The organism is Halobacterium jilantaiense (assembly GCF_900110535.1).
Lineage (GTDB): Archaea > Halobacteriota > Halobacteria > Halobacteriales > Halobacteriaceae > Halobacterium > Halobacterium jilantaiense.
This window is the reverse complement of sequence record NZ_FOJA01000001.1, coordinates 2,448,677-2,463,710: the sequence shown is the minus strand read 5'-3', so window position 1 is coordinate 2,463,710 and position 15,034 is coordinate 2,448,677. Positions and strand designations below refer to the sequence as shown.

The window sequence follows — 15,034 nt, the reverse complement described above, 5'->3', positions numbered from 1 at the left end:
GTGACAGAGCGCTCCCTCCGACAGTCGGTGTTCCGCTGGGGTAGTATCGGGGCGGCCTGCGCCGCCATCGCGACCGCGCTGGCGGTGGTGCAGTCGTTCCCGCTGCTCCTGCTCGGGATGATTCTGTTCGGCGTCCCGCTGATGGTCGTCCCGCTCATCTTCGGGGTGACAAACACGCGACTCGACACGACGGCCGGTGCGACTCGCATCGGGTTCAGCGCCGGCGACCCCGGGCAGTACGAACCCGGCCGCGTCCTCCCGATTCCGAACAGCCTCCAGGTCGCCTGCTGGCTCAGCGGGGTGGGTGTCGTCGGCCTCGTCGTCGTGGCGGCCGCCGCCTGACCAGTTTCACTTTCACTCGGCGGCAGACACAGCGTTATTTTCTCCGACGCCGAACTGTGATGTATGCGCGCTCACCCCGACGGCGACGGTGACGACCCGACCGCCCGCGCGGAGCGCGCGCTCCGCCTCCTCAAACTGCTGTTGACGGTGCTCGTGCTGGCGCTTACGCTCGCTCGCGGGCTCGCAGGCGGCCCGCTCTGACGGCCCGGAGTCGCCCGCGACCCGCTACAACAGCCGGTAGCCGTCGCCGTCCGTCACGACCTCGCCCGCCCGCTCGAACTTCGCCAGCGCGTCCTCGACGTAATCGCCGTCGACGCCGTGTTCGGCGGCGAACGCCTTCACCTCTCCTGCCGTCGGCTCGTCCAGTTCGCGGAGCGCCGTCCTGACGGCCTCCCGCTTCGAGAGGCTGCGGGTCGAGGACTCGGCGCGCTCGGCGGCCGCCGCGACCTCGTCCGTGTCGACGCCCGACTCGGCGAGATACTCGTCGTCGCCGATGCCCGCGTCCGCGACGTAGTCGTCGAGGGTGGCGAAGTCGTCGATTTCGGCGAACGCGTCGCCGTGACCGGCTTTGTTCGCGAGAATCGAGGCCCGAACCTCGCGGGCGTGGTCCTCGTCGTCGGTGGTGACGAACTGCTTGAGCGTCCCGAACTGGTGGCGTTTCTCGCAGCGCGGGCAGCCGGTGGTCTCGGGGCGGCCCTCCACCACCCAGAGCGCGTTGCAGTCCGAGCAGCCGACGACGGCGTACGTCATCACGCGGGAGTGGGGCGTCGCCCCGGATAAACTCGCGGGTGGCGACCCGTCGGCTTCGGGGTCGGCTTTTTGCCGGGTGGTACCGTGTGTGCCGGCATGGAGACAGTCGACCTCACAGACACGGAGACCGTCGAGGCCGTCGAGGGCGTCTACCTCGCGCAGCTGGCGGTCGGCGACGAGATGAGCGTCCAGCACTTCCAGATAGAGGCCGGTGCCGAGGTGCCCGAACACGAGCACCACCACGAGCAGGTCGGCTACCTCTATCAGGGCGAACTCACGTTCGTCGTCGACGGCGAGGAGCACGTCGTGACGCCCGGTGAGTCCTACACCATCCCGGGCGGGGAGGCCCACGCCGCCGTCAACGAGGGCGACGACCCGGTGCGTGGCATCGACGTCTTCTCGCCGCCGCGTGCCAACCCGGACTGGCTCGAGTAGCGCGCTGGCACCCGATACCCGGCTCGTATCTGGTACCGGTTCGAATCGAGAACGTCAGCGCTCGACCGCGAACCCGTCCTCTTCGAGGACGTCTTTCACGCGGTCCTCGTGGTCGCCCTGCACTTCGACGCTGGTCTCCCTGGCGGTGCCGCCAGCGCCGAGGCGCTTCTTCAGCGTCGTCGCCACGTCGTCGACGTCGGTCACGTCGGGGTCGAACCCTTCTACGACGGTGACGGGCTTGTCGTACGTGCGGCGCTCGATGCGGACCGAGAGCGTCTGCTCGGCGCGCGCTACGTCTTCGATGCCGGGAACGTCGATCCCCTCGAAGGGGTCGTCTTCGGACACACCCGATGTAGGTGACAGAGACCAAAAGTGTTGCCGCCGAACCCGGGGCTACGCGGCGCGAAAATAGAGAGAATCGCGGACTCCGTGCAGCGGTGTTACGCGAGTTACGCGAGCTCCTCGATGCGCTCGGCGACGGCCTCGGCGTACTCCGTGGTCGAGACCTCCTCGGCGTCCTCGCGCTGGCGGGCGAGGTCGTACGTGACCGTGCCGGAGTCGATGGTGTCCTCGACGGCGTCGCGGACGAGCTTGCCGGCGTCCTCCCAGCCGAGGTACTCGAACATCAGGCGGCCGGAGAGGATGAGGGCGGTCGGGTTCGCCTTGTCCTGGCCGGCGCGCTTCGGCGCGGAGCCGTGGACCGGCTCGGCGAGACAGCGACCCGCTCCGAAGTTCGCGCCGGGCGCGATGCCGAGGCCACCGATCTGGGCCCCCGCGGCGTCGCTGAGGTAGTCGCCGTTGAGGTTCGGCATCGCGAGCACGTCGAACTCGTCGGTGCGTAGCTGCATCCACTGGAGCATCGCGTCGGCGAGGCGCTCCTCGACCATGACGGCGTCCTCCGGGATGTCGACCTCGTCCTGCTCCTCCCAGAGCGAGTCGGGCGCGGCGAAGACCTCGTCGTCGGGGTACTCCTCGTCGGCGACCTCCATCCCCCAGTCACCGAACTGCCCCTCGGTGAACTTCATGATGTTGCCCTTGTGGACGAGCGTGACCTTGTCGCGGTCGTTCTCGATGGCGTAGTCGATAGCCTCGCGGACCAGACGCTTGCTGCCCTTCTCCGAGATGGGCTTGAGACCGAGGCCGATGTCGCCCTCGTGCATCACGCCGTCGAAGTCCATCTCGTCCTCGACGAAGTCACGGACCTGCTCGGCCTCGTCGGTGCCGGCCTCCCACTCGATGCCGGCGTAGACGTCCTCGGTGTTCTCCCGGAACGTCACCATGTCCATCTCCTCGGGCGCTTTCATCGGGGACGGGACGCCGTCGAGGTAGTACGTCGGGCGGACGTTCGCGTAGAGGTCGAGGGTCTGGCGGAGCGCGACGTTGAGGCTGCGGAACCCGGCACCGACCGGTGTCGTGAGCGGGCCCTTGATCGCGACGCGGTGCTCGCGGATGGCCTCGACTGTCTCCTCGGGGAGGTTCTCGTCGTACTTCTGTCGGGCGGACTCGCCGGCGTAGACCTCCATCCACTCGACGTCGTGGCCGGCGGCCTCCGCGGCCGCGGTCAGTACTTTCTGGGCGGCCGGACCGACGTCCTTGCCGATTCCGTCGCCGTGGATGATGGGGATGACCGGGTGCTCGGGGACGTCGAGTTCGTCGGCGTCCTCGTCGTAGGTGATCTGCTCTCCCGCTTCGGGGACCTCGATCTTGTCGTAGCTCATGTCGTTTAGACCTCTCGCGAGACGCCTAAAAGGACTGCTGTTTGCGCTGTCCGCGTCAAGGCTTGCCGCCTCCGTTGCTCCGGCCGTGTTCACGCCTCGTCGACCGGCGTCGGCCGCACGAAGTCCGCGAGCGTGACGAGCGCGCCGAGCGTCCAGCCGGCGACCGTCGCGATGCCCGCCCACATCCAGACGTAGCCGACCCCCGCGAGCCGGAACTCCTCGCGGAGGACCGACGCGACGCCAGCCGCCGAGAGGGGGTTGTCGAGCAGCCAGACCGCGAGCGCGTAACTACTCGGGAACACGCGGTCGGCCAGCGGCGGCCAGTAGAACGCTGCGACCACGGGCGGCAGGCAGAGCGCCGTGACGCCCAGCGGGTAGGCCAGCAGCACTGTCGACAGCCGGCCGCCACGCCGCGCGACGGTCAGCGACAGCACCGCCGCCGGCACCGCGACTGCGCCGCCCGCAGCGACCGCCCGAACGCCGACCAGCGGCACGTCGAGCAGCCAGACGCCAGCGGTGAACGCCGACCAGACGACAGTCGCCGCGATGGCGACGCCGAGCCAGCCCAGCGAGACGGCCGTCCGGAACAGCGTCCGGACGGAGAACCGCACCGCGAAGCCGACGAGCACGAACGGGTAGAGGGCCACTATCAGGGGGACGCCGAGCGCCGACCACAGCCAGAACGCGACCCGGCCGGCCGCCGAGGACGGTGCCCACTCGCCGAGCGCGGGGTGGTGGTCGCGTCGACTCCTGAAGCCGAAGTCGAGCCACGCGTCGTGGAGGACGGACAGGTCGGTCTGGACGCGCGCCCACAGCGACGGCGTTCCGCCGCGGCGTCCCTCGCGAGACGCTCGACTCACCGCTGCCCGAACACCCCGTCAGTCATATCGGTTCGAGCTCGTCGTCGGGGTCGGTGACGAGCTCCGAGATTGCGGTGTCGCGCTCGGCGGCCTGCGCGTCGATGTTCTCCTGGGCGTCGACGGCCTGCTCCTGGAGGGCGTCGATACGGGGCACGTCCGTGGCGTTCGCCAGCAGGACGGTCGCGCGCAGCCGGTCGGCCCCCGGCCGGGGGTCGTCGCCGGCCAGCACTTCGACGCTGTCGATCTGGGATTCGAGCCACTTGCGCGACCGAACGAGCCCCTTCTGTGAGAGCTCGGCGGGCGGCCCGGAGACGACGACGAGCGCGCGCTCCGCGGACGTGATGTCGGCTGGACACGTCAGCCGGGAGCGCGCCGCGCGCCGCACGAGGCCGTGGACCTTCGTCGCGGCCCCCTCGCGTTCGCCCGCCTCGCCGTCGTTCCGGAGCCGGCCGAGCAGGCCGCGCTGGCGCTGGGTCTCCTCCTCCAGGCTCGCCTCGGCGTACGCGACGGTGGCGACACCGCCAACGGACAGCGTCCGTTTGACGTCGCTGGAGTCCATCGCGTTCTCGGAGACCGGCGACCCGTCGTACTCGCCGGGTGCCAGCAGCGAGACGACGCGTTTCGCGATTTCGACGTTCGTCTGCTCGTAGCCGGACTCGATGGACTGCGTGCCCTCTCGCCACGCGTCGTTGTCGAACGCGATGGTGGCGTCGGTGGAGTCGACGAACGACCGAATCGAGCGCGCCGCGTTCAGGGACGCCCGGCCGCCCTCGTCGCCGCTCGGCAGCACCCCGAGCCCGTAGACCGGTTCGCCGTACCGTTCGCCGAGCGCCTCCGCGAACACGGGGCCGCCGCCGGAGCCGGTGCCGCCGCCGAGCCCCGCGACGACGAGGAAGGCGTCGACGTCGTGCAGCGGGACGTTGTCGAGGACGCGCTGCACCTCGGCGAGGTCCTGGCGCGTCAACTCGGCCCCGAGGTCGGGGTCTGCGCCGGCACCGTGGCCCTTCGAGCGCTCATCGGTCTGCCCGACGAGAATCTGGTGGCGCTGCGGGACGTACCCCAGTTTGTGGAGGTCGATGCGCGCCGAGTTCACGACCGCGGTGAACTGACAGAGCGAGCGCTCCGTCTGTGTCTCGTACTCGACGATGCGGTCGGCGATTTTCCCGCCCGCGTTCCCGAACCCGACGACTGCGAGCTTCATAGCAGGCAACGCAGCCGTCACGCACATTGGTATACAGTGACTACCGGCGGTGGCGCGTCCGTATCCCCACGGACTAAGCCGCCGGACCGAGCAGTCGACAGCATGCGAGTCATCGTACACGGCGGCGCGGGCGGGAGCCCGGACGAGCCGGAGCCTCGACAGGCGACACTGGACGAAGCGGCCGACGTCGGCGCGGCCGAGACCGACCCGGTGGACGCGGTCGAAGCGGCGATTCGGGTGCTGGAAGCCGACACCCGCTTCAACGCCGGCACGGGCGGCGCGGTGCAGTCCGACGGCGTGATTCGGACGGACGCGGGCGTTATGACCAGCGACCGCGAGGCGGGCGCGGCAGCCTCGATGCCGGGCGTCGAGGCGGCCGTCTCCGTCGCCCGCGCCGTCATGGAAGACACCCCGCACGTCCAGCTGGCCGGCGTTCACGCCGTCGACTTCGCCGCCGACGTCGGCGTCGACGTCGAGTGCGACCTCTGGAGCGACGACACGCAGGAGCGCTGGGACGACCTCGACAACCACCCCGACGGCTCGCCGACCGACCACCTCGACTGGATTCGGGACAAGTTCGGCGAGACGGACCCCGGCGGTCGCGAGGACGGATCGAGCGACGACGAAGCCGGCTACGAGAAGGACCACGACACCGTCGGTGCCGTCGCGTTCGACCGGGAGACGCTGGCTGCCGCCACCTCCACGGGCGGCCGGTGGCTCGCGCTCGCGGGCCGGGTCGGTGACGTCCCCCAGATCGGCTCCGGGTTCTACGCGTCACCCGCCGGCGCTGCGTCCGCGACGGGGGCCGGCGAGGACATCGCGAAGACCACGCTGACGCGGCGGGCCGTCCGCCACCTGGAGAACGGGCTGGGCGCGCAGGCGGCCGCCGACCGCGCCATCGAGGAGTTCGGCGAACTCACCGGGTCGTCGGCCGGCGTCATCGTGCTGGACAGCGACGGCGAGTACGGGGAGGCGTTCAACTCCGAAGCGATGCAGACGGCGAGGGCTCGAACGCAGTGAGAGCCCTCGGAATGAGCGCGCGGGGACCGAGGGTCCCGCCGTCGGGCGCGACCGGGTCGTCGACGTCGACCAGTGGGCGGTCGCCGCTAAACCGAAGCGTGCCGTGCATCGTCGAAGCGGCTCGGTTACAGGCTCCATCCCGGCCACCGCTCAAGACATTGCTAATCGGCTCACGTAGCGAGACGTAGCCGTCGGGGGAGACCCGCAACCTCTTTGCCGCGTTCGGGCGAAGCCCCGTGTATGACAGACAGCGTCGAGGTCGGTTCGGAGGCCTACGAGAAGTACGTGGAGGCCGGCGACATCCTGACCACCGTGATGTCGGAGGCGGCGGAGCGCGTCGAGGTCGGTGCGACCCACCTCGAAGTGGCGGACTACGCGGAGGAGCGCATCCGAGAGCTCGGCGGCGAGCCGGCGTTCCCCGTGAACATCAGCATCGACGAGGAGGCGAGCCACGCCGCGCCGGGTGCCGAGGACGACACCGAGTTCGGCGAGGACGTGGTGTGTCTGGACGTCGGCGTGCACGTCGACGGCCACATCGCGGACGCGGCGACGACCGTCGACCTCTCCGGGAACCCCGAACTCGTGGAGGCCGCCGAGGAGGCCCTCGACGCCGCCATCGACGCGGTCGAGCCGGGCGTCCACACCGGCGAAATCGGGGCCGAGATTCAGGACGTCATCGAGGCGTACGGCTACAAGCCGGTCGTGAACCTCACGGGCCACGGGATGGACGTTTACGACGCGCACACCGGACCGAATGTCCCGAACCGCGCCGTCGACTCGGGCGTGGAGTTGCAGGCCGGTGACGTGCTCGCCATCGAGCCGTTCGCGACGACGGGCACCGGGAAGGTCGGCGAGGGCACCGACACCGAAATCTACGAGGTCGTCGGCTCCGGGAACGTCCGCGACCGGCGCGCCCGCCAGCTACTGGAGGACCTCGAACGCTTCGACGGGCTGCCGTTCGCGGCGCGCTGGCTGGACGGCGCGCGCGCCGAGATGAGTCTCCAGCGGCTCGAGCGCGCCGACATCGTGCGGTCGTACCCGGTGCTGAAGGAGTCCGACGGCGCGCTCGTCAGTCAGGACGAACACACGCTCATCGTCACCGAGGACGGCTGCGAGGTCGTGACGGACTGACTGTCGCGCTCGGCAGGTCGAGAAATATCGGAGGAGGTGGGGTGTGGCCGGCCGGTCAGGCGTCGTTCATGCGCTTGCTCGTCTCCTCCCCGCAGGTCCGGCACGTGGCGACGCGGTAGGGCTCCCGCGAGAACGCGGCGTTCTCCCCGCCCTCGTTCTCCGTTCGGACCTCGACGGAGACGCGGTGGGCGGTGACGCCGCCGCAGTTCTCGCAGCGCTCCGTCAGTGCGTCCGTCGTGGGGGTCTTGCTCGCCACTGGAACCACCGGTTGCATTCAGGGGCCCTCGACACAAATAAACTCGGGTGGGGTTGGTCGCTGTTTGACCCTGGACCGAACGGCACCGAAAACCTCCTGCCGCGGGCCGCCCACGCCCCGGACATGGACCAGGTGTTCGCGCCGTGGCGCATCGAGTGGGTCGAACGCGACGACAAGAACGAGGGCGTCGACTGCGTGTTCTGCGAGTTCCCCGGCCGCGAGGACGCCCGCGAACACCTCGTCGTGGCGCGCTCCGAGCACGCCGCCGTGATGCTGAACAACTACCCGTACAACCCCGGACACTGCATGGTGATTCCGGACGTCCACACCGGCGAGTACACCGACCTCGATGACGACGTGCTGCTGGACCACGCGCGCCTGAAGCAGGCGACCGTCGACGCGCTCGACGCCGCGATGGGGCCCGACGGCTTCAACACCGGGCTGAACCTCGGCGGCGGCGCGGCCGGCGGCAGCATCGACGACCACCTGCACACGCACGTCGTGCCGCGCTGGAACGGCGACACGAACTTCATGGCAACCGTCAGCGACACGAAGGTCATCGTGGAGGCGCTCGACGACACCTACGACCGGCTCCACGACGCGTTCCTCGCTCGCGAAGACGCCAGTGAGGGTCCGAGCGGCGCGGTCAGGGTGACTTTCGACTGAATCAAAACCCCGAAGTGACGGGCCGGAGTAGGAGGCGTCGATGGAGCGCAAGCGGGCGGTCCGCCGCGTCGGTCTCCTCGTGCTCGCGGCGAACCTCGGGCTGGTCGCGGCGAAGGGCGCTGCGTGGTGGGCGACCGGCAGCCTCGCGGTCGGCTCCGAGGCCGTCAACAGCCTCGCGGACGTGGCGTACTCGGTGGTCGTCCTCGGCGGCCTCTACCTGACGACCCAGCCGCCGGACTTCGAGCACCCCCACGGCCACGAGCGCATCGAGCCGTTCGTCTCCCTCGTGGTCGCGCTCGGCGTGCTCGCGGCGGGCGCGGCCGTGCTCTGGCAGGCGAGCACATCGTTGCTCGCGGGCGACCCCGGTCGGAGCGCCGGCCTCCCGGGCGTCCTCGTGCTGGCGGGGACAGCCGTCGCGAAGTACGTCCTCTACCGGTACGTTCTCGGCGTCGCCGAGAACCACCACTCGCCCGCCCTGCGCGCGACCGCACTCGACAACCGCAACGACATCCTCACTGCCGGGGCGGCGCTCGCCGGCGTCCTCGGCTCGGCCGCCGGCTACCCGGTGCTGGACCCGCTGGCGGCGTTCGTCGTCGCCGCCGGCATCCTCCACACCGGCTACGAGATTGTCCGCGACAACCTCAACTACCTCGTCGGGGCCGCGCCGCCCGCGGACCTCCGCGAGGAGATTCTGTCCCGCGCGCTCGCCCACCCCGACGTAGAGGGTGCCCACGACGTCGTCGCGCACTACGTCGGTCCCGAAATCGACGTGAGTCTCCACGTCGAGGTGGAGGGCGAGATGACGCTGCACGAGGCCCACGACATCGAGACCGAACTCATCCTCGACCTCGAATCCATCCCGGAGGTCGACGACGTGTTCGTCCACGTCGACCCGAAGGAACTCGGGGAGTGGAAGGGCGAGAGCCCAGTGAACGCGACCGAGTAGCGCACTCGCAGCCGCTGTGAGTCCGCCCGCAGCGTTAAGTGTCAGCCATCCATCTACTGCGCCATGCCCGGAGGTTCCTGGCCACTCCTCGGCAGCACAGTCGCGACAGTCCTCGTCGCCGGAGTCGCTGGGCTCGCAGTCACCGCTGCCGTCTGGCACCCGTCCCTCCGCAGTCACGCGTCGTCCCCCAGTCGGTTCGCAGCCGGCTTCGGCGTCGCGTACGCCGTCGTCACCGTCGCCCTCTGGGCCGGAACGACGCTCCTCGCGCGACCCGACCCGCTCTCACTCGACCCGGCCGCCACGCTGTTCTGGGTCGCACTCGCCGCACTCGGCGCAGCCGCGGTGGCCGGTGCGTCGGCTTACGTCTACGCCCGGTTTCGGTACGCCACCTCCCTGTTCGCGCTGTTCGCGGCGACGGCGTTCACGTGGTACACGTTCCTCGTCGAGGGTGGCGGCAGCATCACGCTCGCAATCTGGGGGTCCGTGTTCGTCCCCGTGTTTCTCCTCGCGGCCGCCGCGCTGTTCGCCGTCGAGTGGGGACTCAGAACGGTCACCCACCCGCCCGAAGCCGGTGGGCCGCCGGCGTAGCGACAGGTCAGTCCGCGAGGAGGACGGCCGCCGTGAGCGCGACGCCACCGAACAGCACGAGCGCCACCCCGAGCGGCGACGAGTCGAACGACAGCGTCCGGGGCGCAACCGCGAGCGCGGCGGCCGCGCCAACCACTCCGGTCGTCCCGGCGACGTGCACGAGTTCGAGGCTGGTGGTCGCCACCGCCGACGCCCGGCTGGCGAACTCCACGGCGGTCTGCCCGGTGGTCCACGCGACAACCGTCGCCGCCGCACCGGCGGCGAGACCCGTCGCACTCGCCCCGGCGAGCCCGGCCATCGTCACCGCGACGCCCAGTCCGGCTGTGCCGAGCGTAACGGCACCCCGGCGTCCCACGAACAGCCCTGCGAGGAGCACTGCGACGGACCCGAGTGCGACGAGCGTCGACGCCGCGTCGACGCCCGCCAGAACGAGTGCCGCGACCGCAGCGAGGCCGGACGCGAAGCCGGACACGACGCCCGACCGGTTCATCCTCGCCACCCCGCCTCGGCCAGAGCTTCGCGAAGCGGGATGCCCGGCGGCCAGTCGGCGACGGGAACCTTGCGCGATGTCAAGTCGTCGAGCCGTCGCGAGCGCTCACGTGCTGCGAGCCAGTGGCCGGGGGTGTCCCCGGCCGTCGGGTCGGGAGCGACCACGCGAACCAGCGTTCGCGCCCCGAGTACGTGGAGCGCGTCCAGCGCCGCATCGTCGCACACCGGCGTCAGTGCGACCACGGCCACTCCGGCCGGGACGCGTTCACGGAGCCACGCGCGCCAGTCCGGCGGGTCAGCGGTCGAGTCCGGGTCGTCGGCAATCCGCTGCAGACAGTCGTTAACCCGGGCGTCGTGGGCTGGGCCGCTCCCGGGCGGCACCCACTCGGCACCCTCACCGAAGACCGCCACGCCGACCCGGTACCCCGCCGCCGACAGCGACGCGTACAGTTCGTCCGCACCCTCCGCCGCACGCCGTCGCGCAGTCGGCTCGCCCGGACCGGGTGCGACAGCGGCTGTCCGGCGGGCATCGACCACGAGTACGACTGTCGCTCGTCGGTCAGCGTGGTATTCGACGGTCGCGAGCTCCCCCGTGCGAGCGAGGCGACGCCAGTCGACGCGCGCGAGCGGGTCGCCGCGGCGGTACTCGCGGACGCCACGGAACGCCACGCCGCCGCCGCTCGCATCCGCTGGGCGCGTCCCTGCACGGGGAGTGGGTGTCGCTGGCAGCGACCCCACCCGGGACTCCCGAGCGACGGAGCGCGTGTCGATGGTGTCGGAGGACTGTGCCGCCATATCGACCCGGCGCTCGACGACGCCGGCGACGTCCCGGGTGACGACCGTCGCGGGCTCGAACTCGTGGGCCCCGCGGCGCGCCGCGACGTGGTACGTGACGGTCGCGGTGCTGCCCGGCGGCAGCGCCGTCCCGAGTACAGGACTGTCTGTCGTGACCGACAGCCCCGGCGGGACGCCGTCGGCGACCTCCAGCGCCGGAATCGTCCGCGACCCGGTGTTCTCCACGGCCACTGTCACGGTCACCTCGTCGCCCGGGTCGGGACGCGAGTCACTGACGGTCCGGGAGACGGACACCGACGCCGCGGGCGGCGGCTCCACTCCCCGGGCGTACGCCGCGAGCGCGACGCCGAGTGCACTCACCGAGAGCAGCGCCGGCGTTCGAGCGAACAGCCCGACGACCCCGGGCAGTAGTGCTGCACCGGCGAGCCCCCGCCACCGGCCGGTGGGCCGGACCGCTCCGGACGCGCTCGCACCGCCGGTCACTGGTCGTCCCCCCGCTCGGCGAGCACGGTCGCCGTGCGTCTGGCTCGGCGAGCAATCGTCGGCTCCCCGGTCAGCACCGTGGTGACGCGCTCGGCCGGGGTCGGGTCGCGACCCGCGAAGAACGCCCGCACCCGAGCGTTGTCGCGGCCGTCCGGCCACTCGCCCGCGTCGATTCGCTCCCGAGCAGCACTCCGAGAGCAACCGTTCTCGGCCGCGAGCGCGACCGCTGCAGCCGCCGTGAGCCGGTCTCGAACTGCCTCGCGGCCCGCGTCGTCGGTCACCGACAGGTCTGCGAGCCGGTCGTCGAAGTCGTCGCCCGGAACTGCGACAGTGGCCGACGAACTGCTCGGGTCACCGGTGCCGACGCCGTCCCCGAACCGGTCGAGCGCCGCGAGACCGCCGACTGCGAGCGCTGCGACGCCGAGGAGACCGACGACCGGCAACACGGGGACCGCCGCCGGAGCCGACGCCGGCGTCCCGAGCAACACCAGTCCGGCGGTCGTCGACGCCACGCCGGTCAGCACGAGTACCGTCTGCCGGCTCACGGCTCCTCCCCGTCGTCTGCGTCTGCGAGCGCTTCGCGGGCCGCGCGCTCACGCTCGGCTGTCGCCGTGGCTGGCCCGTACCTGACGCGCTCGAACAGTGCGGTCAGCCGCGTCACGGCGTCCTGGTCGAACCCGGCGTCGACGGCGTCTTCGGCGACCGACTGGGGCGTCCGCGTGTCCGGGACGGTCCCGGACACTCGTTCTGCCAGCGACGCCCACGCGCGGTATACTCCGTTCGTGGCAGGCGCATCGGGCGGAACGCTGTGACCGGCTGCGGTTGATTCCCCGGACCGGACCGCGCTGTCGGGGTCTGTCGGTTCGGCTCCGTTCGCCGGGTCGGCGTCTCCCTTTCGCAGCCCGGCGACCCACGCGCCAGCGGCGACGACGGCGGCGAGGACCGCCCACGTCAGCGGGCCGACGGCGGGCACCAGCCCGGCGACTAGCGAGCGAGCGCTCACGCCACAGAGCACGCAGCGAGCGCTCCCATCGGCGACGTTCCGGTCGGCGAGTCGCTCCCCGCCACCGCCGCCGCCAGCAGCCACGTCCAGAGGCCCGTCGACGGAACCGGGAGCGGGGTCGTCAGCTGGAATCGAGGCACCGAACGTGGCTCCGGCTACGCCGAACGCCACGCACGCGCCCGAAGCGGCCAGAACCGCGAGGAGGGCTCGTCGATTCACGCAGTCGTCTCGAAGCCCGCGACTGTTAGACGTTGCCCACGTTCGCAGGACGCGAAATCAGTTCGGGAGGTCGCTCGGTCAGTCCGCAGTCGTCTCGGCGCGGCCGTCGTCGGCGTCGACGGGCGCGACCGGCTCGGCGAACGCGTAGACGGTCTGGTGGCCGGTGACCTCGACCGTGGCGAAGTCGCCGGGTTCGAGGCCGTGTTCGGTGGCGTTCTGGATGATGACCTGTCGGTAGGACTCGTCGTAGCACTTCACCGAGTCGCCGGTCCCCTCCTCGACGACGAGTACGTCGCGCTCCGTGCCCACCATCGACTCGTGGGCGTCGCCGACGACGTCCATCTTCAGGTCCGTCATCGCCTTCGAGCGGTCCTTCTTCGTCTGCCCGCCGAGCCCCTTCATCTCGGCGGCGTCGGTGCCGGGGCGCTTCGAGAACCGCGTGACGTTGATTTTCTCGGGGCGGGTTTCGCGCAGCAGGTCCATCGACTGCTCGTGGTCCTCGTCGTCCTCGGTCGGGAAGCCGACGATGAAGTCCGTCGAGAGCGTCCACTCGTCGAGGTAGTCGTCGAACGTCTCCACGATGTCGAGGTACTGGCTGACCTCGTGCTGGCGGCGCATGTCTTCGAGCACGTCGTCGCTGCCGGACTGCACGGGCGCGTGCAGGAAGTTGTAGATTTCGTCGTGCTCGGCGAACACTCGGGCCAGTTCCTCGCGGATGCCGTGGACCCCGCCGGGGTTCGCCATCCCGACGCGCACCCGGAAGTCGCCCTCGATTTCGGTGGCGATGCGCTCCAGTAGCTCCGGGAGCTTCCGTTCGCCCTCGTCCCAGCCGTAGACGCCCGTGTCCTGTCCGGTGATGCGAATCTCGCGCGCGCCGGCGTGGACGAGCGCCCGGGCCTTCTCGACGTTCGCCTCGACCGGCGGCGAGTCCACGCGGCCGGTCGCCTGCTTCGTGATGCAGTACGAACAGTTGCTCATGCAGCCCCGCGCGATGGGGAGAATACCCACCACGCCGTCCAGAATCGGCTCGGCGTCCGGCGTCGTCGTCGGGCACTCGCCGTTCGTGACGGCTTCCGGGACCTCGTCCCAGTGCAGCACCTGGGCGTCGACGTCCGCGTCGTCGAACTCCTCGCCCTGAGCGAGCGCCATACAGCCCGTGACGATGAGGTCGGCCGTCTCGTCGGCGAGTTCCTCGGCCCGCCGGAGCATGTTGCGCTCCGTTTTCTCGACGACGGTACAGGTGTTGAGGATGGCGACGTCCGCGTCCGCCGGCCCATCCACCTGATGGTGGCCGGCGTCGCGGAGGCGTCGCTCGATTTCGCGGCTCTCGCCGCGGTTCGAGGTACACCCGTACGTCTCGATGTGGTAGCGGGCCATCGCTACCCAGTCGTTGCCCGCCCGCGGCCAAAAGGGATGCGGTAGGCGGTGAACCGGCTACGCGTCGAACGACTCGACGATTTCGACACCGGACGACGCGCCGATGCGGACGGCACCGGCGTCGAACATCGCCTGCGCCTGCTCGTAGGTCCCGACGCCGCCGCTGGCCTTCACGGGGAGGTACTCGCTCATCAGTTCCACGTCCGGCACCTCCGCCCCGCCGTCGGCGAACCCGGTCGACGTCTTCACCATGTCCGCGCCGGCGGCCTCGGCGGCCTCGCAGGCGGCGTGTTTCTCGTCGTCGGACAGCAGCGCCGTCTCGATGATGACCTTCACGGGGAGCGGCGTGGCGTCGACGACCGCCCCGATGTCGCTCTCGACGGCGTCGTGCTCGCCGGCTTTGAGGCGGCCGACGTTGATTACGAGGTCGAGCTCGTCCGCGCCGTCCTCGTGGGCACCCTCGGCCTCTGCGACCTTCGCAGCGGTCGCGTGCTGGCCGTGCGGGAACCCGATTACGGTGGCGACAGTGAGGTCGTCGGGCGCGTGCTCGCGTGCCTCGGGAACGTAGCACGGCGGGATACAGACGTTCATGCCGTACTCGGCGGCCTCGTCGACGACGCCTTCGACGTCCGCGGGCGTCGTCTCCGGCCCGAGGACGGTGTGGTCGATGCGGGCAGCGAGTTCGTGGCGGTCCATATCGGACAGGGCGGGCGCGCCCGGCAAAGAACCCTCGACTCTCCGTACTGATAACGCCA

Annotated in this window: 20 protein-coding genes; 8 read left to right on the top strand and 12 right to left on the bottom strand. The window is 70.7% G+C overall.

Going from position 1 to position 15,034, the window contains the following annotated elements; genetic code table 11:
• Both BMW35_RS12865 and BMW35_RS15710 read left to right on the top strand, forming a co-directional pair.
• Positions 1-342, top strand: coding sequence for a hypothetical protein (locus BMW35_RS12865; protein ID WP_089669942.1), 342 nt, complete (start codon positions 1-3; stop codon positions 340-342).
• Positions 343-405: 63 nt separating this feature from the next.
• Positions 406-543 carry a hypothetical protein gene (locus BMW35_RS15710; RefSeq protein ID WP_177170844.1) on the top strand — a complete coding sequence of 46 codons (138 nt, stop codon included), beginning with the start codon at positions 406-408 and terminating at the stop codon, positions 541-543.
• Positions 544-567: 24 nt separating this feature from the next.
• Here the strand turns inward: BMW35_RS15710 and BMW35_RS12860 are convergent, their stop codons facing one another.
• Positions 568-1,092: a DUF5817 domain-containing protein gene (locus tag BMW35_RS12860; protein WP_089669941.1), complete on the bottom strand. Its 525-nt coding sequence runs from the start codon at positions 1,090-1,092 to the stop codon at positions 568-570.
• Between the two features lie 96 nt (positions 1,093-1,188).
• On the opposite strand from BMW35_RS12860, the gene BMW35_RS12855 reads away from it, so the two are divergent.
• Complete coding sequence (locus BMW35_RS12855) at positions 1,189-1,527, top strand: cupin domain-containing protein (RefSeq protein WP_089669940.1); 339 nt, start codon at positions 1,189-1,191, stop codon at positions 1,525-1,527.
• Positions 1,528-1,581: 54 nt separating this feature from the next.
• On the opposite strand, the gene BMW35_RS12850 is transcribed toward BMW35_RS12855, so the two are convergent.
• The 4 genes from BMW35_RS12850 to BMW35_RS12835 all read right to left on the bottom strand — a co-directional run bounded on the left by BMW35_RS12850 (position 1,582) and on the right by BMW35_RS12835 (position 5,306).
• A complete protein-coding gene (locus BMW35_RS12850; RefSeq protein WP_089669939.1) occupies positions 1,582-1,872 on the bottom strand; it encodes an SUI1 family translation initiation factor in 291 nt (96 codons plus the stop codon).
• A gap of 104 nt (positions 1,873-1,976) precedes the next feature.
• Complete coding sequence (icd, locus tag BMW35_RS12845; RefSeq protein ID WP_089669938.1) at positions 1,977-3,245, bottom strand: NADP-dependent isocitrate dehydrogenase; 1,269 nt, start codon at positions 3,243-3,245, stop codon at positions 1,977-1,979.
• Positions 3,246-3,334: 89 nt separating this feature from the next.
• The gene (locus BMW35_RS12840; protein ID WP_245708177.1) at positions 3,335-4,105 is read right to left on the bottom strand and encodes a hypothetical protein; all 771 of its coding nucleotides are present in this window, start codon (positions 4,103-4,105) and stop codon (positions 3,335-3,337) included.
• Positions 4,106-4,127: 22 nt separating this feature from the next.
• Positions 4,128-5,306, bottom strand: a complete 1,179-nt coding sequence (locus tag BMW35_RS12835; protein WP_089669937.1) for a tubulin/FtsZ family protein — start codon at positions 5,304-5,306, stop codon at positions 4,128-4,130.
• A gap of 102 nt (positions 5,307-5,408) precedes the next feature.
• Between BMW35_RS12835 and BMW35_RS12830 the strand changes: the two genes are divergently transcribed.
• Entirely contained in the window at positions 5,409-6,326 is a 918-nt protein-coding gene (locus BMW35_RS12830) for an isoaspartyl peptidase/L-asparaginase (protein ID WP_089669936.1), read from the top strand.
• Between the two features lie 240 nt (positions 6,327-6,566).
• Complete coding sequence (map, locus tag BMW35_RS12825; protein WP_089669935.1) at positions 6,567-7,457, top strand: type II methionyl aminopeptidase; 891 nt, start codon at positions 6,567-6,569, stop codon at positions 7,455-7,457.
• Positions 7,458-7,512: 55 nt separating this feature from the next.
• On the opposite strand, the gene BMW35_RS12820 is transcribed toward map, so the two are convergent.
• Entirely contained in the window at positions 7,513-7,731 is a 219-nt protein-coding gene (locus BMW35_RS12820) for a DUF7835 family putative zinc beta-ribbon protein (RefSeq protein WP_089669934.1), read from the bottom strand.
• 105 nt (positions 7,732-7,836) lie between these two features.
• Here BMW35_RS12820 and BMW35_RS12815 point away from each other — a divergent pair, with 105 nt between their 5' ends.
• From BMW35_RS12815 to BMW35_RS12805, 3 genes are all read left to right on the top strand, one after another.
• Positions 7,837-8,379: an HIT domain-containing protein gene (locus BMW35_RS12815; RefSeq protein WP_089669933.1), complete on the top strand. Its 543-nt coding sequence runs from the start codon at positions 7,837-7,839 to the stop codon at positions 8,377-8,379.
• 40 nt (positions 8,380-8,419) lie between these two features.
• Complete coding sequence (locus BMW35_RS12810) at positions 8,420-9,325, top strand: cation diffusion facilitator family transporter (RefSeq protein WP_089669932.1); 906 nt, start codon at positions 8,420-8,422, stop codon at positions 9,323-9,325.
• Positions 9,326-9,388: 63 nt separating this feature from the next.
• Positions 9,389-9,913 carry a hypothetical protein gene (locus tag BMW35_RS12805; RefSeq protein ID WP_089669931.1) on the top strand — a complete coding sequence of 175 codons (525 nt, stop codon included), beginning with the start codon at positions 9,389-9,391 and terminating at the stop codon, positions 9,911-9,913.
• A 7-nt stretch (positions 9,914-9,920) separates the two neighbouring features.
• Here BMW35_RS12805 and BMW35_RS12800 read toward each other — a convergent pair whose 3' ends face one another.
• The 6 genes from BMW35_RS12800 to deoC all read right to left on the bottom strand — a co-directional run bounded on the left by BMW35_RS12800 (position 9,921) and on the right by deoC (position 14,975).
• On the bottom strand, positions 9,921-10,403 hold the full coding sequence (locus BMW35_RS12800; protein ID WP_089669930.1) for a DUF7519 family protein: 483 nt from the start codon (positions 10,401-10,403) through the stop codon (positions 9,921-9,923).
• Complete coding sequence (locus BMW35_RS12795) at positions 10,400-11,680, bottom strand: DUF58 domain-containing protein (protein ID WP_177170843.1); 1,281 nt, start codon at positions 11,678-11,680, stop codon at positions 10,400-10,402. Before BMW35_RS12795 ends, BMW35_RS12800 begins: the two co-directional genes overlap by 4 nt.
• Positions 11,677-12,225: a DUF7269 family protein gene (locus BMW35_RS15705; protein WP_177170842.1), complete on the bottom strand. Its 549-nt coding sequence runs from the start codon at positions 12,223-12,225 to the stop codon at positions 11,677-11,679. The genes BMW35_RS12795 and BMW35_RS15705 overlap by 4 nt, the downstream gene beginning before the upstream one ends.
• Positions 12,222-12,902, bottom strand: a complete 681-nt coding sequence (locus BMW35_RS12790; RefSeq protein WP_218138607.1) for a DUF4129 domain-containing protein — start codon at positions 12,900-12,902, stop codon at positions 12,222-12,224. Before BMW35_RS12790 ends, BMW35_RS15705 begins: the two co-directional genes overlap by 4 nt.
• A gap of 78 nt (positions 12,903-12,980) precedes the next feature.
• The gene (locus tag BMW35_RS12785) at positions 12,981-14,279 is read right to left on the bottom strand and encodes a tRNA (N(6)-L-threonylcarbamoyladenosine(37)-C(2))-methylthiotransferase (protein WP_089669927.1); all 1,299 of its coding nucleotides are present in this window, start codon (positions 14,277-14,279) and stop codon (positions 12,981-12,983) included.
• 57 nt (positions 14,280-14,336) lie between these two features.
• Positions 14,337-14,975, bottom strand: coding sequence for a deoxyribose-phosphate aldolase (gene deoC, locus BMW35_RS12780; RefSeq protein ID WP_089669926.1), 639 nt, complete (start codon positions 14,973-14,975; stop codon positions 14,337-14,339).
• Between the last annotated feature and the right edge of the window lie 59 nt (positions 14,976-15,034).